Source organism: Candidatus Poriferisocius sp. (assembly GCF_965214065.1).
Classification (GTDB): domain Bacteria; phylum Actinomycetota; class Acidimicrobiia; order Acidimicrobiales; family Bin134; genus Poriferisocius.
Genome location: NZ_CBDCAT010000027.1, coordinates 395,468 through 415,159, shown reverse-complemented (window position 1 = coordinate 415,159; position 19,692 = coordinate 395,468). Strand labels below are relative to the sequence as shown.

Below are 19,692 nucleotides of genomic sequence, written 5' to 3'. Positions count from 1 at the left end.
GGGTTAAAGCGCCTCTGGAGAGTCGGGGGTCAACAGCGAGGCCAATGCTTCTTCTGAGGTTTGGGCCACCGGAACGATCCGGTCGAAACCAGTGGTGTGCAGCAGTCGGGCCAGCGCTCCCTCCCCACAGGCCACCACGACCTCGCCATCAGAATCGCGGATTCGTCGGATACCGCCGATCAGCGCCCCTAAACCAGCCGAGTCCATGAACGGAACCGATCCCAAGTCGATAAGCAGCCGGGGCGCGAGGGCCAGGTCGCCAATGCGCTCCCGGAATTGGGCCACGGTGTAGGCATCAATCTCGCCGCGGGGGCGGAGCACTGTGTGGGTGTCTAGTTCTTCGACTTCGATCTCAAGCAATGCGCCTCCCCTGTGACCGACCATGATGCTAACGCGAGACAGCTCCCATGCCATCGGCCAACCACATTTCCCCAGCACGCTGTGGCGATATTGATTTGGATACCATCGAAGCGTGACTCATGTGCTCTTGGCCACCGACAGCGACTCCGTTTACAACGCCGTTGATGCCGCGTTGGGGAGCGAATTATCTGAGATCAGCAGAGTGACAGCAGGAGTGGATGTGTTGGGCGCGGTGCGGGAGCAGCAGCCGGATGTGGTGATCTGCGACCTTCAGATCGGCAACATGGGGGGGATGGCGACTTGTCTCGACTTGCGCATGGAGGCGGAGATGGGGCGGGCGCCTGATACTCGTGTTCTGATGTTGTTGGACCGTGAGGCTGATGTTTACCTGGCGAAGCAGGCTAGGTCTGATGGGTGGATTGTTAAGCCGTTGGATGCGGTTGGTTTGCAGCGGGCGGTACTGGCTATTTTGGATTAACCATCCCCCGACGATTTGGCGGGTCCTGTCCGGGCTCAGCCCGCCGTCCTCGTGACCTGCGGGCGGCGGGCGCCCAGAGCCCGGCCACCCACCAAACCGCCTATGTTGTTTACCCACCCCATTGGTATTGTTTGGGTTTACGGGCAGTGGCGCAGCTTGGTAGCGCGCTTCGTTCGGGACGAAGAGGTCGTGGGTTCAAATCCCGCCTGCCCGACCCAGGTTTTGGCTTCTTTGGCTAGTGTTCGCTCAAGGAGGCCGACATGACTGATCGCTATTTGGTTATTTCCTCGGATTGCCATGCGGGGTTGCCGAATTTGGAGTACCGGGGGTATCTGGAATCTAAGTACCACGATGCCTTCGACGACTTCTTGGTGCAGCGGGAGGCGTTTCGCAACCAGGGCAACATCATGGGCAACGCCGAGTTCGAAGAGGAATGGTTCGGCGAAAACGAAGAGGGCCTGCGAGGAGGCTGGAATGCGGCCCGGCGGGATGCGGAGTTGGATGGTGACGGCGTCGCCGGAGAAGTGATTTTTCCTGACGCCGACGCGGTTACCGGAGGTGCCTCGGCACCGTTCGGGGCTGGGTTGGGCATGTCGTTTGCTCAAGACTCCGAGCTTTTGATGGCCGGAGCCCGGGCTCATAACCGATGGCTTGCCGAACTGTGCAATGACAGTCGTGAGCGGCGAGCCGGGGTGGCGGTGGTGCCGATCATCGCTGATGTGGAGGCGGCGGTGGCCGAGATCATTCGAGCACGGGAGTCGGGGCTGCGAGGCGGGATTCTCATCGCCTCTATGTGGAACGAAGGCCCGGGCTACCACGAGAGGCGCTACGACCCCATCTGGGCGGCTTGCCAAGACCTGGAGATGCCGGTTCACACCCACTCGGGAGCCGCTCCCCGGGCGGAATACGGCACCGGTCCCGGATTCATCGGCATGTACGTGGCTGAGGTGCGGTGGTGGACTACCCGGCCACTGTGGTTCCTGCTGTATTCCGGCGCGTTCGAGCGGTATCCCGGTTTGCGCTACGCGGTCACCGAGTGCGGCTGTTTCTGGGCTGCCGACATGCTGTGGACCATGGACGCCACCTACTCCCGGGAGCACGGCGGGGCCCAGAAGCTCTCAGCCGATGCCTACGGCCACCTCAGCTTGAGCCCCAGCGACTACTTCGACCGCAACTGCGCCATCGGGGCGTCGAACACTCGGCGGCGGGAGCTGGCCCGGCGCTTCGAGATCGGCGTGGGCAACATCATGTGGGGCAACGACTTCCCCCACCCCGAGGGCACCTGGCCGCACACCCGCAAATCGCTGGCCGAGGCGTTCTGGGACATTCCCGCCGACGACACTGCGGCCATTCTCGGACTCAACGCGGCGGAGTTCTACGGCTTCGACACCGAGGCGCTGGCACCGCTGGTTGATCGAATCGGCCCGACCCCCGAGGAACTCGGGCAAATCGACCCTGCCGGGGCTGCAAGTAAGTGGGAGCCGCTCGCCGCTGCCGGCCGGCCATGGGTTACTGGCGTCGAATCGGTTCCGCTGTCGATGGACTAGGGGGTGCGAACGCTGGCATCACCGTATTGCGCATATGGTCGTTGGTGGATTTGGGGACGGTGAAGTTGGTTAGGTCGATGACTTCATCCCAGTGGTCGCGGTAGGACTCGGGGGTGGGGGCTAGGTCGGTGTGGCCTTGGCTGGCGACCCAGCCCAGGCGGGCCATTCGGGGGCCGTCGACGGTGAAGGACTCGCCAGTCGATGGACATTCTTCGTGGGCCAGCCAGATCACCGCTGGGGCGACGTTTTCGGGGGTTATGTGGGTGTCGATGATGGGGCCGAACTCTTCGCCGGAGCGGTCGGGGCTCTGATCGGTTACCGCCCAGGGGAGAGCACAGTTGACCTGCACACCGTGGTAGCGGCCCTCTCGGGCCAGCGTTCGGGTCAAACCCATCACCCCCGCCTTGCAGGCGGCGTAAGCGGCTTGGCCCCGCAGTCCCCACACCGCACCCGAAGCGATGTTCACCACCCGGCCGTAGCCCTGCTCCACCATGGCGGGCCATAGCGGCCACAGTACGTGGCACGGTCCCAGCAGATGGATGGCGATCATCTCTCCGAACAGCTCCGAGCCGGACTCCGGCGTCATCGCACTGAACTCGGCTGCCCGGTTCACCCCCGCGTTGTTGATCACGATGTGAACAGGGCCTAGTGCTTCTTGGGCCTGCTCAGCGAGGGCGACACCGCCTTCGGGAGTGGTCACGCTGTGGTGGTCGGCAACCGCGGTGCCGCCGGCCGCGGTGATCTCGTCAACCACACCGTCGGCCGCTTGGGCCGCAATGTCGTTCACCACAACCCGTGCTCCCCGTTCGGCGAGCAAGAGGGCGTAGTCCCGGCCCAAACCCTGGCCCGCGCCGGTGACTATGGCGGTGCGCCCGTCAAAGCGAAGCGGCGACGAGGCCATCAACCGATGGCGCCGTCGGACCGCAGCTCGGCCAGCGCCCCTGCGCTCAAGCCCAGCTCGGCGGCCAGAACCTCGTCGGTGTGCTCGCCCAGCCACGGCGGGCGGGTGTCGGGGCCTTCGCTGACCGCCGACATCTTCACCGGATTTCCGGGGGTCAGCACCGGGGTGTCGGCGTCGGGGCGGGGGATCTCCACCATCATGTGGCGCGCGGCCACATGGGGATCGTCGATCACGTCGGGGGCCTCGAACACCGGGGCCGCGGCCAACCCGGCAGCAGCCAAATCGTTGGCGGCTTCTACGGTGCTGCGGGCCCCCGCCCAGGAGCGGACCGCGGCCCGAATCTCATCCAGATGGTCTCGCCACCCGTCGCGGCTTGAGAACCGCTCGTCTTCCAGCCATTCAGGGCGGCCGATGAGATGGCAGAGGCGCTCGAACTGGTGCTCCCGGCCGATCTGCATCACCAGCTCGCCCGATTCGATGGGAAAGCCGTCGTTGATGATCGCGGTGGGAATACGGGGATCGGCGCCCAGCGACCAATAGTTGGGCACCAGGTCGCCGAAGGCCACCATGGCGTCGAACATGGCGATGTCCACGTGCTGGCCGTGGCCGTGGCGCTCCCGCTGGCGCAGGGCCATGAGCACGCCGATCACGGCGTAGAGGCCCGAGCCGGTGTCTCCCAGCGCCCCCACCGGCGACACCTTTACATTCTCGCCCTCGGCCCGGTTGATGGCGTACAGGCCGCCCATGGCCTCGGCGATGGGGGCATAGGCCGGCCAGTGGCCATACGGCGATTCGCCCAGGTTCCCGAACCCCGACACCGATAGATAGATGAGACCGGGATGCACCCTGGCCAGGTCGTCATAGCCCAAGCCGATCTTGGCCAGCGTGCCCGGTTTGAGGTTCTCGGCCAGCACATCGAACTTGGGGACCATCTGGCGAATGAGGTCGATGGCGGTGGGGTTCTTCAGGTCCATCCCCACCGAGCGCTTGTTGAGGTTGTTCCGCAGATAGGTGCCGCCCACCGGCCGGCCATCGGGATCGACAACGCCGGGAGTCGAGCCCCGGCCCAGGTCACCCCGCACCGGGTGCTCGATCTTGACAACCTCGGCGCCCATGCGGGCCAAGAGCTGGGTGGCGTAGGGCAGCGACTGCATCTGCTCGATGGCCAGCACCCGGATGCCGTCGAGCGGCTTGCCGTTTGCCGCGTGTTCGGGAGCGGTGATGTCGCCCACCCTCATGAGCTTGCTCCTTGGTTGTAGATGCGCAGGGCATTGCCGGCCAAGATGGCGTACCGCTCGTCGTCGGGCACCCCTTCGAAGTGGCTGTTGATGGTGTGGCGAGAGTCCGGCCAGTCTGATCCACCGTGGGGAAAGTCGCTGGACCACATCATCTGGGTGACGCCGATGTGGTGGCGATTGATGACGCCGTAGTGGTCGGTGATGAACGTGGATGCGATGTTTGTCTCAAAATAATCGCCGGGTGAACGCTGGATCGGGGCCCGGGTGACCGGGTTGGCTCGGCGGAAGCGGTCGTCCATTTGCTCTCGCAGGTAGGGAAACCATGAGCTGTCGGTTTCCACGGCCATGAATTGGAGGCTGGGAAAGCGGTCGAACACGCCGCCCTCGATGAGCTGGGTGATGCGCACCGGCATGTCGAAGAAGCGCATGGAGCCGGTGAGCTTCATCTTGGTCACATCGCCCTGGGCGTGGGTGGCAAAACCCACGTGGATTGACAGCGGCAGCCCGGCCTCGGCGGCAGCAGCAAACACGGGGTCGTCTTCGCTGGACAGCACTTCGTCGCCGCTCGGCCAGCGCCCCAGCATCACTCCCCTGATGCCCGGCAGAGCGGCAACCCGTCGCAACTCGTCCACTGCGGGCAACGATCCAACATTAGGAAGGATGGCCACGCCCCACAACCTGTTGGGGTTGTGGGCGCAGAACTCGGCCAGCCAGTCGTTGTAGGCCTGGATGCAGGCGACGTGGAAATCCGTATCGTTGCGGTGCCACACCAGTTGATTTCCGATCCGGGGGGTGGGATACAGGATCTCCAGGTCGACGCCGTCTTGGCCTTGCTCTTCGAGACGGGCGGCGGGGTCGTAGCCGCCGTCCCTTACCTCGTTCCACCGAATCCAGCCCGACCGTTGCTCAGCCGGGAGGCCGGCGGAGCAGTTGCCGCCGAAATTGATGGGATCGTGGGCCCCTTCCAGAACCCAGGCATCCCCTTGCTCGAAGCTTTCCATGCGAGGGGCCCGGTCTTTGAAGCGAGAGGGCACCCGGTCGGTCCACAAATCAGGCGGCTCGTTCACATGGGAGTCGGCCGACACCAGTTGGTACTGCATCACGCCGACACCGTACTCGGCTCGTTGGAGGCGTTCTAAGGGATCAACTCAGTCCCAGCGGAGGGAACTTGTCGGTGAGCAGGGATCCATAGGCGTTTGTCCGGATACTGAAGCGGTTTACGCCGACGATGAAATTAAGCAGCCCCTTAGGCCAACGGCCGAGGATCAGCACGGCGAAGAAGCCGACAATAGAAACGAGCCAAGCCAGAATGCCCCAGATCATTCCCATAATCACGATCGGAATGAGCAGGATAAAGCGAAAGAACACGCTCAACCGGCTGCGCCCTTCGTATTCGGGCGCGAAGTTCACTATCACCTCCGGGTCTTGGCCGTTGTCTTGTGCAGAGGAGTCAAAGTCAAACGGCGGATAGGACCCACGCATGAAGTTCTGAAACGTGGCCACCCTCGCGCTGTAGCGGAGCAGCATACAGTTCACGCCGGCCAATCCAACCGGCAGCTTTCCCGTGAACACGATGGCAAACCAGGAAAAGACGTCGACAATCAACGAGAAGAACCAAAGAGCGGAGAGCACGATGAGGTGGGGAATCAACAAGATGCCATTCCCTATGACTCTCCAGCGAGCCACCTTCTCCGGGGCGTTGAACTCAAACGAAGCTGGATAATCCATGACCGTCTCCTCTCGGCTGCATTCAGCTTTCCAGATTTCGCAGTCCGGTTCTTGCATCCCCATCAGCCGCGTGAAAGCGGGACTCCTAGCCGCGTGAGAGCGGTACAGTAGGTTCATGGATCAATACCTTCCTCGGATGCTGGATCCGCTGTTGCAACAACTCATGCAGGACGTGCCCACCGTGATGATCGCCGCCCCCATATCCACACTCTGGTGCTAACGGCGCCTTGTCGCGCCAACGAATACATGGACTTAGCACCAGCGCATACGCGGATTCGCAGACGGGCCACTAGGGCCTCGCCCGAATGCTTCCCCCTGTGTAGAGGTCTCGGAAGCCCCGACGCCTGCTCCCAACTAGTCCGCTAGAGAATCGAGCGGCGGGGCAGGGAGAGGGCGGCGGCTACCCCTAACGCTGAAAGGACAATCAGCACGGTCCAGACCTGGTTGAAGCGGTTGGCCAATTCGGCGTCGGACACGTTGCCCAGCAGGCCGAAGACAATGGCCAACCCGGTCAAAGCACCTACTTGACGGGCGGTGGACAACACCCCCATACCCAAGCTGTAAGTCTCGTTGTCGAGGTCTCGGGCCCCGATGGCATTGATCATGGGCAGGCCCATCCCCCATCCGCCGATGCCGCCCAAGATGATGGGCAAGAAGTATTCCTGCCAATAGGCGGGGTCGGAACCGGGAACTAACCGAAGCCACACCACCGCAAGTGTCGTCATGGTCATGGCGGCGATGGTGATAGTGCGCTCGTCGAAGCGACGGCTCAGATGGCCCGCAACCACGCTGGCCAGAGTGGCGACCGCGGGAAATGGCAACAAGGCAAGGCCCGCCTTGAGAGGCCGATAGTCCCATACCTGTTCGAGGTACTGGATCATCATCACGAAGTAGGGGAACAGGAAGCTGGGAATCGCGGTGGCAATGAACAGCGCCCGGCGATAGGTTCGCAGCTTCAGCAAGCGGGGTTCCACTATGGGCGCAGGGTGGCCCAGAATCCGCTGCCGGATCAGCGGGATCAGCACAACGGCCAGCGCGAACGCCACGATGATGCGAGGGTCGCTCCATCCCCATGTCCGACCTTGCACCAGGCTCAAGGTCAAGAGGCCGAGGCTGCCCGCAACCATGAATGCGCCGACAAGATCGGGAAATCGCGACGTGACTTTGCGTTCGGTGTCGGTCAACAAAGTCCGAGCGGCCAGAAAAGACGGCGCTCCGATGATTACGCTCAACACGTAGGCGGCCCGCCAGCCCCAGATATCGATCAGCCCCCCGCCCACCAGCGGAGCCAAGGCCCCGGCAATGCCGCCGACGGCCGTCCAGTTGGTTATGGCCCTGGTCTGATCGTCTTCTGGCCATACCGCCAAGATCAGGCCGATGGACGCCGGCATCACGAATGCCGATCCGGCCCCCTGCACAGCCCGGCACAACACTAGAACCCAGAGTTCCGGAGCCAGCCAACCGCCCACCGCGCCAAGGACGAACAGGGCCAAACCGAGAAGGAAGGCCTGTTTGCGGCCCGAGCGGTCGGCGAGGCGGCCGGCGGCAACCACGAAGGTGGCCAATGAGATGGAGTAGGCACTGAGCACCCAGGCGGTTGCGGTTCGGCTGGTGCCAAAGCCCTCCTCGATGCTCACCAGGGCCAGCGGCTGCAGGGTGGCGTCCATGGTGACCAGGAACACCGCCCCCATGCACACCCAGAAAACCGCCCAATGACGCGCCAGCACAGCCCCCTGTCTTACTTGGCGAGATGCAAACAGCCCATATTCGAAAGGGCCGTCTACGCGATTCCCACCCGTCGAGGTCCCTTCGCGATTTCTATCTCTAGCTATTTGGTCAAAGTTGGGGCGTCAGCGGCATCGGCCGCCTCGCGCTCATCCAGGCTCCGCTGGCGCATGCGCCCTATGGTGGTGCCAATCACCAATCCGCAGGCCATCAAGACCGGCAGTGCTCCCGCACCGGTGAAGATGCCGTTTACCGACACCCGCAGGAAGCTCACCACCCACGCAGCCACTCCGAGCAGGACGGCAGTGCCCACTCCCAATGTGAGGGCATCCCACAGCGCATTGGCTCGCGGCACCGCGGCAGCAAGAACAACGACTGCGGCTAGGGCAATGGCGATAGTCAATAGGCCCCACCCGAGAGACGGACCCTGGTCATCGAAGCCGTCATAGCGATTGGGCTCCTCTCGGGCTTCGCCGATGACCTGGGCGATCAGTGATGCACTCACCCCGCCTTCAGAGGGGTTGGCCCGCTCTTCATCGATCAGCTTCTGCTGCTCGGGAGTGAATGCGTCAGGCCGTTCGTCGTTGACCCAGTTGGAGAAGGAGCCGATGATCAGCAAGCCCACGGCAAAAGTTCCCAGAAACACTCGAACCATTGCCGTACGAAGGGGCACCGGGGTGGAGCGGGTATTTCGCCATGCCAACAAACCACCAACCAACAGGACTACCCCGCTGACAAGTGCCAGGTACACCCCGGTGCCGTGGCTGGTGGAGGGTGCCAGGTCGTGAGGGGCAATGGACAAGTAAAAGATCATCATCCCAATGACGGACACACCGGCGAACACCAAGCCTGAAGGAGCGTCCAACCAGGAAGACCAACGGTCTCGAATTTGGAGCAGTACCAGCAGCGACAGCAGTACCACCATTACACCGATGATGAGCAGGATGATCCCGAACCAGCTTCCCCCGGTGGCGTCAACGCCGCTGAAGCTGCCGTCCATCAACTGGTCATCGGGTCGCGCGTAGCTGCTGAGGCGGCCAGCACCATCCACCCAAGTAGAAAAGGCACTCCAAATTGCCAGTATTCCCCCGACCAATCCAATGCCTCCGGCAATCGCCATTGCGGTGTGCAGCCGAGGGCGAGGCGTAGGGGATGCCGGCGGCGACTCAGGAGCAGCAACCGGTTCGGCGGAGGGTGTAGCGGGCACGGTGTAGCGGCCGCGGATGGCTGCTCCCATCTTGCGGAACAGCGTTCGGTCGTCAGATGGGTCGGGCTGGCTCAGCCGGTCCATGACTACACCCACCAAATACAGGGCCAATCCAGATGCCGCCCCCAGTGCGGGATCGGCGGTGTTGATTCCTCGCAGCACCAACTGGCCGAGCCCGCCACCGGCAATAACCGCGATGATGCCGACGAACGACAAAGCCAGCAACAACACCTGGTTGACCCCAGTCATGATGGCCGGACGGGCCAGGGGAAGCTGCACATCGGTGAGCACGCGGAAGTTGGACGCCCCGTAGGCCCTTGCGGCCTCTACCACATCGCTTGGCACTTGACGGATGCCCAGATTGGTCAGGCGGATCATGGGAGGCAAGGCGAAGATCATGGTGGATATGGTGCCGCCCACCGGCCCGGTGCCGAAGAAGAAGATGATGGCGATCAAGTACGTGAAGGCATGGACCAGCTGCATGCCGTCCAAGAGGGGTCTGGTGATATTCCAGACTCGATCACTGCGGGCGCATAGCACTCCGAAGGGCAGGCCTACGGCTACGCAGACAATGACGGCTACCAGGATGATTCCGATGGTTTGCATGGTGAAGCGCCAATAGTCCGGCCCCAACACTCCGCACAAAAGGATGCCGGCCGCGGCGCCACACCCGACCTTCACATCCCGAACCAAGAATCCCAATGCCACGAAAACCAGTAGCATGAACGGCCAGGGGATGTTTAGCAGGATGTCGTTGGTGATCAGATCAAGGAGGTTCTCAAAGGGCCACTTGATCACATTGAAGACCGACTCGCCCTCTACATTGAGCCAGTCGATGCTCTCCTCAACCCAGCGGCCGAAGGGGATTTCCCATTCGTTCAACCAGTCATTGTCCCGCCAACCTGTGTTAAGCCAGTTCTCGGCTATCACGCTCACAGCAGGGCCTCTCCACTCAAGGGATCGGCGGCTTTGACCTGCTCTGCTTTGGACTCGATCTCGCCCAGTTCAGCGAGCAGATCCAGTGCGTGGATTCTGCCTTCTAGGGCACCCTTGTCGTCGACAACTGCGACCAAGTCACCGCTGGCGCACAGTTCGTAGGCATCAACCAGAGGGGCGGAACGGGTGGTGACTCCGAACTCGGTATTCATCACCGACTCCACCGGTGCCTGATGCGATGCAGCCAGCAGATCACGGGTGACCACCCCTACTGGGCGGCCTTCGCCATCAATGCAAAACGCGCTGCTCTTCTCGCTTAAAGCGGCTATGGCTTCGCCGACCGTGGTGCCCAGGGTGAAGGGAGAAGGCGGGGTCATCACGCTTTCCACCTGCAACACCCGGCCCTGGTCAACATCCTTCACAAACTCTGCTACGTAAGCAGTGGCCGGATCCCGAAGAATCTCTTCGGGCGTGCCGATCTGCACCACACCGCCGTCCTTCATGATGCACACTCGGTCGCCCACCCGCAGGGCCTCATTGAGGTCGTGGGTGATGAACAGGATGGTTTTGTGCAGCATGTCTCCCTGCATAGCCAGCAGCTCGTCTTGCATCTGGCGGCGGATAAGGGGATCAAGGGCGCTGAACGCCTCGTCCATAAGGAGGATGTCCAGGTCGGCGGCCAACGCCCGGGCCAAACCAACCCGTTGCTGCATTCCGCCCGACAGCTCGCGGGGGAACGAGAGGTAGTACCGCTCCAAGCCCACTAGCTCCAGGGCTTCGAGGGCTCGGCGTCGGCGATCATTGGTGTCTACGCCGTTGACTTTGAGGCCGTAGGCCACGTTGTCAACCACGGTGCGGTGGGGGAAGAGGGCAAAGTGCTGGAACACCATGCTCATCTTCTCCCGGCGAAAATGCTCCAGTTCTCGTTTGTTGAACGTGCCTACATCAATGCCGTCCACCTTCACTGTTCCGGCGGTGATGTCATGGAGCCGGTTGACCGTCCGGATGGCGGTGGACTTGCCCGACCCCGACAACCCCATGATCACAAAGATCTCGCCGTCTTGTACCGAGAAGCTCACATCGTGCAAGCCGACCACATGGTCAGTAGCCGCTTGGACATCATCTTTCATGACACCGGACTGAGCCATCTTCAGAGCCCGCCCCTTCGGGCGAGCCCCAAAGATTTTGTAAACGTTGGTCAGCTCAATTCTGGAACTCACAACACCCCGCCCTGGGACACCTAGCCAAATCGGCGTCCCGTGATGATTCATACACAGTAGCCAAGAACTTGTTCTTGGTCTCCGATAAGCGCGTCATGGCGCTGTCATTTGCAGAATTGGGATCAACCGTCACGGGTGAACGGCCGGGTGAGGGCCGCGGGCTGGCCGATGCGCCGGCTCACCACCACCAGCACGATCACCGTCAAAACCGCAGGGGCCATGTTGGCGATCGACGACACCGATCCAGAGATGACGTCTTGAACCTGAAGCTGAAGCACGGTGGCCGACACGATGCCGAACAACAGGGAACCGGTCATCACTCCCACCGGACGCCACGCGCCGAAATACACCAGAGCGATGGCGATGAACCCCCGGCCCGCGGTGAGGTTCTGCTGGAATATCCCGATCTCCAAGGCCAATGCGGCACCCGCTAGTCCGGCCATGGTGTTGCCGATGACGATGGCCGCCGTCCGGATTCCGTTCACGCTCACGCCCAGGGTGTCGGCCGCTTGGGGGTTCTCCCCGACGGCCCGCATGTTGAGTCCGAAAGTGGTCCGGGTGATGAGCCAATACACGATCGGAACCAGCAAGAAGGCCACATACGTCAGCACGGTGTGGCTGAACAGCAATTCGCCTGCCCGGCCGGTGTCCTCGGCCAGCCAGTCAAAGGGCTTGGCCTGCAATCCACCGATGGGCCTTGGGGTGCCCACCTGCTTCTGGAACAACAAGTCGGTAAAGCCCAAGCCGAACAGATAGATCCCGATTCCGCTGATGCCCTGTTCGGCGTGCATCACCACGGTGATCAAGGCGTAGACGAGGCCCATCACCATTCCCACAACGAGCCCCATGAACAGCCCAAAGGCAGCGCTGCCAGTTTCCAGGGCGGTGTAGTAGGCGGCGAATGCGCCGATGAGCATGACCCCTTCCACCCCCAGGTTGAGCACACCGGCCCGTTGGCCCACGGCCTCTCCCAGCGCGGCCAGCAAGAAGGGCACGGCCAAGCGGATTCCTGAAGCCAAAGTGGCGATGATGATGGAGACTGTGAAGAAATCGTTCATGCCCGGTCCTCCATCTGGATATCTCCTTCAGCCCATTGCTGCACCCGGGCTCGCAGTTTGAGGCTGCCCACCACGAAAACCACCACCACGCCATTGAGGGCGATCACCAGGGCTTGGGGAACCTGCACCACCCGTTGCAGGGAGATGCCTCCGGCCAGCATTCCCCCGAACAGATAGGACGACAGCACGGTGAACAGCGGGTGCAGCCCTCCAAACAAGGCGGTAACGATTCCGTTGAACCCCGCGCTCTGCGTGAATGCCAGCGGACCACCCTCGCCGATGAGTCGGTGGGATTCGCTGCCGAACACCAGCACCGCACCGGCGATCCCGGCGCAGGCGCCGCTGAAGGCCAACGCCTGGGTGATGCTCAGTTCGACTTTCATGCCCGCCGAACGGGACGCATGAGGATTATGGCCCACCGCCCGCAAACGCATGCCCAGACTGCTGCGGAACAAGAGCAGGTATCCCAGAATGGCCACGACCAGCGCGACCACGATGCCCAGGTGCAGACGTGTGCCTCCTGGCAAGATGGGCAAATCGGCGTTGTGGCTCAGTCGTTTGGTCTGCTGAATCCTGATGGCACCGGGTTCGATGAGCCAGTCTTCCAACAAGAAGCTCATGAAGAACCCGGCGATGATGTTCATCATGATGGTGCTGAGGATCTCGTTGACCCCGCTGTAGGCCTTCAGTGCTCCGGGGATCGCTCCCCATATCCCCCCTCCGACGCCTCCGGCGATCATCACCAGCGGTACCAGGATGGGGCGGGGGACATCGGGCAAGGCCAGGGCCACCAGAGTGGCCATTATGGCCCCCATGATGATCTGCCCTTCGCCTCCGATGTTTATGACGCCGGTGCGGAACGCGATACAAATGCCTACGCCGACCAGCATGAGCGGAATTGATTTGAGGGCAGTGGCGGCTAGCTCGTCTGGGCCTCCGAACGCCCCGGTGAACAAGGCCCGATAGCCGGTAAACGGGTTGGCCCCAAATACCCCGAGGAGAATGGCGCCTACTGCGAGAGCGGCGATCACCGCGGCTGCGGGCACCACGAGACCAGCGAACGGCCGGAGCAGACGACCAATATCGGGCCCGCCAGAAAATCTTTGTTGATTATCAGTCATTTTCAACATAGATTGTTCTGAGTTCCCCTCTGCTTGCCGAAGCGATCAAGTCGCGGAGGTTTCCATGCTGGTGACCTGTTGGTCAACCAAGGGGGGTTCTGGCACAACTGTGATCGCGGCTCTCGTTAGCCTACATGCCGCTCAAGGCCGCGATCGGCCTGTTCTGCTCGTCGACCTCTGCGGCGACCTTCCCGCGGTGTTCGGATGTGCTGAGATTTCATCTGGATTGGGCGAGTGGCTCCGCAGCGATCTCGCTCCATGTTCGCTTGAACGGGTGTTTGAGGAGTTGACGCCGAGCCTCTCGCTGCTCCCTCGTGGGCAGGGTCTGTTGAGCTCTCGACGAGCCGACGAGCTTGTGGGATGGCTGACAACCGACGCCACCGTAGTGGTGGACGCGGGGACTCTGCGCCATCCAGCCGAGCAGTCTGGCAGCGGTTCAGGCGACGATGAGCTGCGCTGGCGACTGGCTGCCGAAGCCGACCGGTCGGTGCTGGTAACCCGGGCGTGCTACCTGGCCTTGCGTCGAACTGTGTCGCTGCCGGTTCGGCCCAGCGGGGTGGTGCTGGTGGCTGAGGCTGGCCGGGCGCTGACTCGGTCTGACTGTGAGCGGGCCATCGGCGCGCCGGTGCTGGCCACCGTCGCCGTGGACCCGGAGATCGCCCGGGCGGTGGACGCCGGCATGCTTAGGACTCGGGTGCCCAAAGGCGCGATCAGGGCCCTCGGACGGCTGTCCGAGGGAATCTGAGGTAGCTGAATCGTGGGTTGGAGTGGCAGCGGGGGAGGACGAGAGGCGATTGAGCCGTTCTTACGCGATCCATCGGTGTCGGAGATCATGGTGAACGGCCCCGGTCCGGTATGGATCGAGCGCGGCGGTCGTTTGGAGGCCACCGGGACGATCTTGGACGCAGAGACCATTGAATTGCTCATCGAGCAGGCGGTGGCGCCGCTGGGACGCCGCATCGACCGCAGCTCCCCGATGGTGGATGCCCGTCTCGATGACGGCTCCCGCCTCAACGCAGTTGTGCCACCAGTGGCGGTTGACGGACCCTACGTGACCATCCGCCGGTTCTCCATCCGCCCTGTTCCTCTCGAGGAGTTCGCCTCTGAGGGGGTGGTGGCTGCTCTGCGCTGGGCAGTAGCTGCCCGCTGCAATCTGGTGGTGTCGGGCGGCGCCGGAGCCGGCAAGACCACTCTGCTAAATGCGCTGGCCGCTTCAATCGCCGACGGCGAGCGGGTGGTGACGGTGGAGGACGCCGCTGAGCTTGCCTTGGCCAGCGACCACGTGGTGCGTCTTGAAGCCCGGCCGGCCGACAGAGACGGGGTGGCCTCGGTCACGATCCGCCAACTGGTGCGCAATGCCCTGCGGATGCGGCCCGACCGCATCATCGTCGGCGAGGTTCGAGGGGCGGAGACCCTGGACATGCTCCAGGCCATGAACACCGGACATGAGGGCTCGTTGTCCACATGCCATGCCAATAGCCCGGCCGACGCTATGAGCCGTCTGGAGACCATGGTGCTGCTGGACGGCGGCGCGGTGCCTCTGGCCGCAGTACGCGAGCAAATCATCGCCGCGGTGGACATGGTGGTCCATGTTTCCCGCCGGCCCGGCGGCCTGCGGCGCATTACCTCGGTGGCGGTGATCGACCGCTCTGACTCCGGCGGCGACGGGAGCCGTCCCGGGTTGCGTCAGATCGCTGACGAGTACCGGTTGCACAGCCTGCCTGCGGTGATGCCTCGACTTCCCGACGCCGTGGAACCCGACCCCGGTTGGGTCGACCGATGATCGAAGCCAAATCCGCATTGGCGGCACTCGCCAGCCGTGTTCAATACATGGCCATCCAGGCCGATCTGAACCTGACTTCGGCGCAGATGTGGCAGGGATTGGGGGTGGTGGTTGCATGCGGCGCCGGGTTTGGCGCAGTTCAGGCCGGTCCTGTGGGCGTGCCCGTCGGCGCGGCTGGCTTTGCAGCCGGTGCCCTCATTGCGCTGAGAGCCAACCGCCACCGCCGCGATCGGATTCTCGACGCTCAACTGCCCGGCTTCTTGGAGGCCATCGCCCGCGGCTTACGCACCGGCCTTCAACTCGGCCCGGCCACGGTGGAGGCCGCGGCTAGCACACCACCTCCTCTACACGACGAGGTGGCCCCCTTGGCTGAAGAGCTTCAGCGTGGGCTCCGCAGCTCCGACGTGTTCGACCGTTGGGCCCGTCGCCGCCCTGGCAGCGGTGCCGGTCTGGCTGCGGCTGCAATGGCATTCGCCGCTACCGCGGGCGGGGCTCGGGCCCGGGCCATCGACGGAGTAGCTGCCACGTTGCGGGATCAGGCGGCTCTCGGACTGGAGGTGCGCTCCCTTACGTCTCAGGCGAGGGTCTCAGCCATGATGATCGCGGCTCTGCCCGTCGGGTTTATGCTGTTGTCCGCCGGTATTGGTGATCACGCCATGGACTTCTTGTTCACCACCCGCCTCGGTCTGGCGGTTCTGGTCGCCGGGTTGGGCCTCGATGCCCTCGGCGCTCTGTGGATGCATCGAATCATCAATCCCCGCCATTGAAATGGGTCTTCCCATCGCTTTGGGCTTGCTGTGGACGGCCGTGGTGGTGCTGTGGGGATGGCAGACGCGGCCCCGCCAAGTTCGGTCCCCCGTACCAACTCCGCCACGGGTCCGCTCGTCCAAGACCGCACCCGCTGCCGGGTTCGCGCTGGCTGCCGTGATCGCATTGGCTGGGCATCCAGTGCTGGGAGTCGGCACAGGACTGCTGGTATGGGTTGCCCCCCACCGCCGGCGGGCCCAGCAGCGCCAGCGGCAGCAGGCCGCGATCATCGAGGAGCTGCCGGAAGCAGTCGATCTGCTCCGCCTGGCTGTCTCATCGGGCCTCAACGTCCACTTGGCCGTGGCCGCGGTGGGGGAGAGACTCCCTGGCCCGGTGGGGCGGGGCTTGGCTGACGCGGCTCAACAGGCCCAGGCTGGCTTTCGCCTAGCCGATGCACTGGAGCCGCTGCCCGACACGATCGGCGAACCGGTGCGTTCTTTGGTGCGGGTGCTGATCGACGGCGATCGCTATGGCACTGATCTAGGGCCAGCGTTGGAGCAGGTGGCCGCCGACAGCCGGCTGCTGCGTCGCCGCCAAGCAGAAGACCACGCTCGCCGCTTGCCTCTCCGGCTCTTGCTCCCGCTGGTCGGCTGCATTCTTCCCGCCTTCATCCTCCTCACGCTGGCTCCGGTCATCGCGGAGACTCTGGCTGCGATTCGACGATGATCAGGCGTTCTTCTTCCCCCTCGGCATCCTTCCCGCACTGGAGTCCCCCATGATCGTGCTTCGACTGCTGATCAAATTGAATGCCTGGCTGATCCGCAGCTGCGGCGAGCGAGGCCAGGCCACCGCGGAGTACGCGCTGGTTTTGCTGGGAGCAGCCGCGGTGGCCATGCTGCTGGTGTCCTGGGTCACCAGGACCAATCGCATCTCCAATCTGCTCGATGCTGTCTTCCGCCACATCACGGGCCTCGTGAGCTGAACTGAGCAGCGGAGTTGCCAACGAGCGCCGGTGTTCAATGCCGCGACCGAGGTCAAGCCGCCGTCGAAACCGCGTTGGTACTACCGCTGCTCTTGGCCGCGATGCTGGCGCTGGTTCAGGTGGGGCTGTTGGTACGCGACCACATTCTGGTGGTTCATGCGGCCCGAGAGGCGGCGCGGGCGGCTGCGGTCGATCCCACCGCCGAAACGGCTACCGCCGCGGCCGTGTCCGCAACCGGACTGGACCCCACCCGACTGTATGTGGACATAGCGGGCAGCCGGGGCAGCGGCAGCCGTCTGCGGATCGCAGTTGGCTATCGCCCCAAACTTGAGGTTCCCATCGTGGGCCGCCTATTTCCCTCGATCAGCATTCGGGAGGATTTGACCATCCGGGTGGAGTAGCGGCTGCGCCGGAAACTGAATGGGGTGGCCGCTAGTCTGATAGTTCGTGGAATTCGGTGTAGCGGTTGCCTCACGCGGTGAGTGGCAAGTACTGACCGTTGCCGGCGAGATCGACATGGCCACCGCCCCCCGTTTCCGGCAACGTCTGCTGGCGGTGATCAGCACCGGCATCCAGAATGTGGTGATCGACCTCTCAAGTGTGGATTTCATCGATTCCACTGGGCTAGGGGTGCTGATGGGCGCGGCCAAACGCGTCCGAAGCGCGGGCGGGGATATCCGGTTGGTTTCGGTGGGGTCTCGCCTAGCGGACCTCATCGAGCTGACCAGGCTCGACCGCGTCCTCGATGTGTTCGACTCAGTAGCCGCCGCCACCGATGACTCGGGCTCGTGACGACCAATCCCACCAGCATCGATTTTGAGGTGCCCGCTCGACCGGAGTACCTGTCTTTGGTCCGCTCCTTGGTGGTCGAGGCTGCCGACATGGACTCAGCTCTCAGCCAAGAGCGCTTGGAAGATCTGAAAGTGGCTGTTTCCGAAGCCGCCACGAACGCCATGGAGGCCCACGCCCGAGCCTGCTTGGACGACTCCATTCAGATTCGCTGCACTCTGGCTGCTGACCGCGTCGAAGTTCACATCACCGATCGCGGCTCTGGCTTCTACCCCGATCAGGTCGAGGTCCTTCCTGAGCCCGACGATCCCACCCGCCTGGAATACGAACGGGGCCTCGGGCTTTATCTCATGCGTATCCTGACGGACAAGGCCGAGATCCACAGCAGCCCCGACGGAACCGAGGTGTGTCTGATCATGCGCCTGCCAATGAATAACTCAAATTCCTGACCTGGCTGTGAACGAACTGCCAACTCTTGGCTGTGACTGAGTAAATCAAGCCCAAAGGCGCTACGTTCGACCCTGGTGGCTGACAAGAATCTTCTCAGCGATCTGACTTTTCTGGGAGGCCCCAGTCGGTTGGCTCGATTCATCGGCCGGCCCATACACCAATTCGCGGCCATTGAAGCCGCCGGCGGCGTCCTGATGCTGATCGCCACCGTGGCCGCGCTCGTTTGGGTCAACTCCCCCTGGCAGGACTCCTACTACGACTTTTGGCACACTCACGTGTCGTTCTCGGTGGGCGACTACCACTTTGAGCACGATCTCGAGCACATCGTCCAAGACGGGCTGATGGCCGTGTTCTTCTTCGTGGTCGGTTTGGAGATAAAGCGGGAGTTGGTGAACGGGCAGCTCCGCGATCCTCGCTTCGCCGCGCTGCCCGCCGTGGCCGCCCTCGGCGGCATGGTGGTGCCAGCCCTCGTCTACTTCGCCTTCAACGCCGGCGGACCGGGCCAGGACGGCTGGGGCATCCCCATGGCCACCGACATCGCCTTTGCCATCGGCGTCTTGTCGCTGCTCGGCAACCGGATTCCCCGGCAGATGAAGGTGTTCCTTTTGACCCTGGCCATCGTGGACGACATCGGCGCCATATTGGTGATCGCCATCTTCTACACCAGCGATCTCTCGGGCAATTGGCTGCTCACCGCGGCCATCTTGCTGGCCGGCGTCCTGATGCTCCGGCGACTAGAAGTCTGGTATCTGCCCGTCTACCTCGTAATCGGCGTGGCCTTCTGGCTGGCTGTTCTGGAATCGGGGGTCCACGCCACCATCGCCGGGGTGATCCTCGGTCTGATAACGCCGGCCAAGCCCCTCCAATCCGAAGACGAGGCCCGCCGTTGGGCCAGCTGGCTGCAAATGCAAGATGTGGTCCACCTCAACGACGTGCGCCGAGTGGGATTCCACATTCGGGAGTCGCAGCCGGTCAGCCTCCGGATTGAAGAGCTGCTTCACCCCATCGCCGGCTACATCATTATTCCCCTCTTCGCTCTTTCCGCCGCCGGGGTCGAGCTCTCGGGCGATGTGCTCTCCGATGCGGTCGCCTCGCCGGTGACGCTGGGGGTGGTTCTTGGTCTGGTGGTGGGCAAGACCGCGGGCATCTCAGTGTTCTCGTGGATTGCCCACCGGTTGGGCTGGGTCACCATTCCAAAGTCCATGTCCGGCCTTCACATGGTGGGGTTGGCCATGGTGGCCGGCATCGGCTTCACCGTGTCGCTGTTCATCTCCCGTTTGGCCTTTGACGACCCATCCATTGCCGACGAGTCCAAGATCGGAATTCTCGTGGGATCGCTGGTCGCTGCGGTCGTTGGCATGGCAATTCTGTCCCGCACCGAGCCCCCGCCCAAGTACGCAGACAAAGCCTGATCCCCAGAAT

The 19,692-nt window shown here is 63.1% G+C and carries 21 protein-coding genes and 1 tRNA gene; 12 read left to right on the top strand and 10 right to left on the bottom strand.

Translation table 11 applies throughout. From position 1 onward, the window contains the following. Positions 1 to 3: 3 nt before the first annotated feature. Entirely contained in the window at positions 4 to 384 is a 381-nt protein-coding gene (locus ACOOGG_RS08230) for an anti-sigma factor antagonist (RefSeq protein ID WP_420434133.1), read from the bottom strand. A gap of 88 nt (positions 385 to 472) precedes the next feature. On the opposite strand from ACOOGG_RS08230, the gene ACOOGG_RS08225 reads away from it, so the two are divergent. The 3 genes from ACOOGG_RS08225 to ACOOGG_RS08215 all read left to right on the top strand — a co-directional run bounded on the left by ACOOGG_RS08225 (position 473) and on the right by ACOOGG_RS08215 (position 2,385). Continuing rightward, positions 473 to 838, top strand: coding sequence for a response regulator (locus ACOOGG_RS08225; protein WP_420434131.1), 366 nt, complete (start codon positions 473 to 475; stop codon positions 836 to 838). Positions 839 to 978: 140 nt separating this feature from the next. Continuing rightward, positions 979 to 1,052 (top strand) — tRNA-Pro (locus ACOOGG_RS08220). A gap of 46 nt (positions 1,053 to 1,098) precedes the next feature. Continuing rightward, a complete protein-coding gene (locus ACOOGG_RS08215) occupies positions 1,099 to 2,385 on the top strand; it encodes an amidohydrolase family protein (protein WP_420434129.1) in 1,287 nt (428 codons plus the stop codon). On the opposite strand, the gene ACOOGG_RS08210 is transcribed toward ACOOGG_RS08215, so the two are convergent. The 9 genes from ACOOGG_RS08210 to ACOOGG_RS08170 form a co-directional block, all read right to left on the bottom strand. Further along, positions 2,348 to 3,286, bottom strand: coding sequence for an SDR family NAD(P)-dependent oxidoreductase (locus tag ACOOGG_RS08210; protein ID WP_420434127.1), 939 nt, complete (start codon positions 3,284 to 3,286; stop codon positions 2,348 to 2,350). The two genes, ACOOGG_RS08215 and ACOOGG_RS08210, sit on opposite strands and share 38 nt — an antisense overlap. Continuing rightward, positions 3,286 to 4,524, bottom strand: a complete 1,239-nt coding sequence (locus tag ACOOGG_RS08205; RefSeq protein ID WP_420434125.1) for a CaiB/BaiF CoA transferase family protein — start codon at positions 4,522 to 4,524, stop codon at positions 3,286 to 3,288. Before ACOOGG_RS08205 ends, ACOOGG_RS08210 begins: the two co-directional genes overlap by 1 nt. Continuing rightward, the gene (locus ACOOGG_RS08200; protein WP_420435186.1) at positions 4,521 to 5,624 is read right to left on the bottom strand and encodes an amidohydrolase family protein; all 1,104 of its coding nucleotides are present in this window, start codon (positions 5,622 to 5,624) and stop codon (positions 4,521 to 4,523) included. The genes ACOOGG_RS08205 and ACOOGG_RS08200 overlap by 4 nt, the downstream gene beginning before the upstream one ends. A 43-nt stretch (positions 5,625 to 5,667) precedes the next feature. Further along, complete coding sequence (locus tag ACOOGG_RS08195; protein ID WP_420434123.1) at positions 5,668 to 6,252, bottom strand: DUF4389 domain-containing protein; 585 nt, start codon at positions 6,250 to 6,252, stop codon at positions 5,668 to 5,670. A 362-nt stretch (positions 6,253 to 6,614) separates the two neighbouring features. Next, positions 6,615 to 7,979: an MFS transporter gene (locus ACOOGG_RS08190; RefSeq protein WP_420434121.1), complete on the bottom strand. Its 1,365-nt coding sequence runs from the start codon at positions 7,977 to 7,979 to the stop codon at positions 6,615 to 6,617. Positions 7,980 to 8,080: 101 nt separating this feature from the next. Then, a complete protein-coding gene (locus tag ACOOGG_RS08185; protein ID WP_420434119.1) occupies positions 8,081 to 10,120 on the bottom strand; it encodes an ABC transporter permease in 2,040 nt (679 codons plus the stop codon). After that, on the bottom strand, positions 10,117 to 11,250 hold the full coding sequence (locus ACOOGG_RS08180) for a quaternary amine ABC transporter ATP-binding protein (RefSeq protein WP_420434117.1): 1,134 nt from the start codon (positions 11,248 to 11,250) through the stop codon (positions 10,117 to 10,119). The genes ACOOGG_RS08185 and ACOOGG_RS08180 overlap by 4 nt, the downstream gene beginning before the upstream one ends. 212 nt (positions 11,251 to 11,462) lie before the next feature. Further along, entirely contained in the window at positions 11,463 to 12,398 is a 936-nt protein-coding gene (locus ACOOGG_RS08175; protein ID WP_420434115.1) for an ABC transporter permease, read from the bottom strand. Then, a complete protein-coding gene (locus tag ACOOGG_RS08170) occupies positions 12,395 to 13,519 on the bottom strand; it encodes an ABC transporter permease (RefSeq protein WP_420434113.1) in 1,125 nt (374 codons plus the stop codon). Before ACOOGG_RS08170 ends, ACOOGG_RS08175 begins: the two co-directional genes overlap by 4 nt. A 328-nt stretch (positions 13,520 to 13,847) precedes the next feature. On the opposite strand from ACOOGG_RS08170, the gene ACOOGG_RS08165 reads away from it, so the two are divergent. From ACOOGG_RS08165 to nhaA, 9 genes are all read left to right on the top strand, one after another. Further along, the gene (locus tag ACOOGG_RS08165; protein WP_420434111.1) at positions 13,848 to 14,264 is read left to right on the top strand and encodes a hypothetical protein; all 417 of its coding nucleotides are present in this window, start codon (positions 13,848 to 13,850) and stop codon (positions 14,262 to 14,264) included. A 12-nt stretch (positions 14,265 to 14,276) separates the two neighbouring features. Beyond that, positions 14,277 to 15,302, top strand: a complete 1,026-nt coding sequence (locus ACOOGG_RS08160) for a CpaF family protein (protein ID WP_420434109.1) — start codon at positions 14,277 to 14,279, stop codon at positions 15,300 to 15,302. Further along, a complete protein-coding gene (locus ACOOGG_RS08155) occupies positions 15,299 to 16,069 on the top strand; it encodes a type II secretion system F family protein (protein ID WP_420434107.1) in 771 nt (256 codons plus the stop codon). Before ACOOGG_RS08160 ends, ACOOGG_RS08155 begins: the two co-directional genes overlap by 4 nt. A 1-nt stretch (position 16,070) precedes the next feature. Then, positions 16,071 to 16,775: a type II secretion system F family protein gene (locus ACOOGG_RS08150; RefSeq protein WP_420434105.1), complete on the top strand. Its 705-nt coding sequence runs from the start codon at positions 16,071 to 16,073 to the stop codon at positions 16,773 to 16,775. Positions 16,776 to 16,824: 49 nt separating this feature from the next. Then, the gene (locus tag ACOOGG_RS08145) at positions 16,825 to 17,031 is read left to right on the top strand and encodes a DUF4244 domain-containing protein (protein WP_420434103.1); all 207 of its coding nucleotides are present in this window, start codon (positions 16,825 to 16,827) and stop codon (positions 17,029 to 17,031) included. A 14-nt stretch (positions 17,032 to 17,045) separates the two neighbouring features. Further along, entirely contained in the window at positions 17,046 to 17,432 is a 387-nt protein-coding gene (locus tag ACOOGG_RS08140; RefSeq protein ID WP_420434101.1) for a TadE/TadG family type IV pilus assembly protein, read from the top strand. Between the two features lie 46 nt (positions 17,433 to 17,478). After that, positions 17,479 to 17,823, top strand: coding sequence for an STAS domain-containing protein (locus ACOOGG_RS08135; RefSeq protein WP_420434099.1), 345 nt, complete (start codon positions 17,479 to 17,481; stop codon positions 17,821 to 17,823). Beyond that, entirely contained in the window at positions 17,820 to 18,269 is a 450-nt protein-coding gene (locus ACOOGG_RS08130; RefSeq protein ID WP_420434097.1) for an ATP-binding protein, read from the top strand. Before ACOOGG_RS08135 ends, ACOOGG_RS08130 begins: the two co-directional genes overlap by 4 nt. Before the next feature lie 75 nt (positions 18,270 to 18,344). Continuing rightward, positions 18,345 to 19,682 carry a Na+/H+ antiporter NhaA gene (gene nhaA / locus ACOOGG_RS08125; protein ID WP_420434095.1) on the top strand — a complete coding sequence of 446 codons (1,338 nt, stop codon included), beginning with the start codon at positions 18,345 to 18,347 and terminating at the stop codon, positions 19,680 to 19,682. The last annotated feature ends 10 nt before the right edge of the window (positions 19,683 to 19,692 follow it).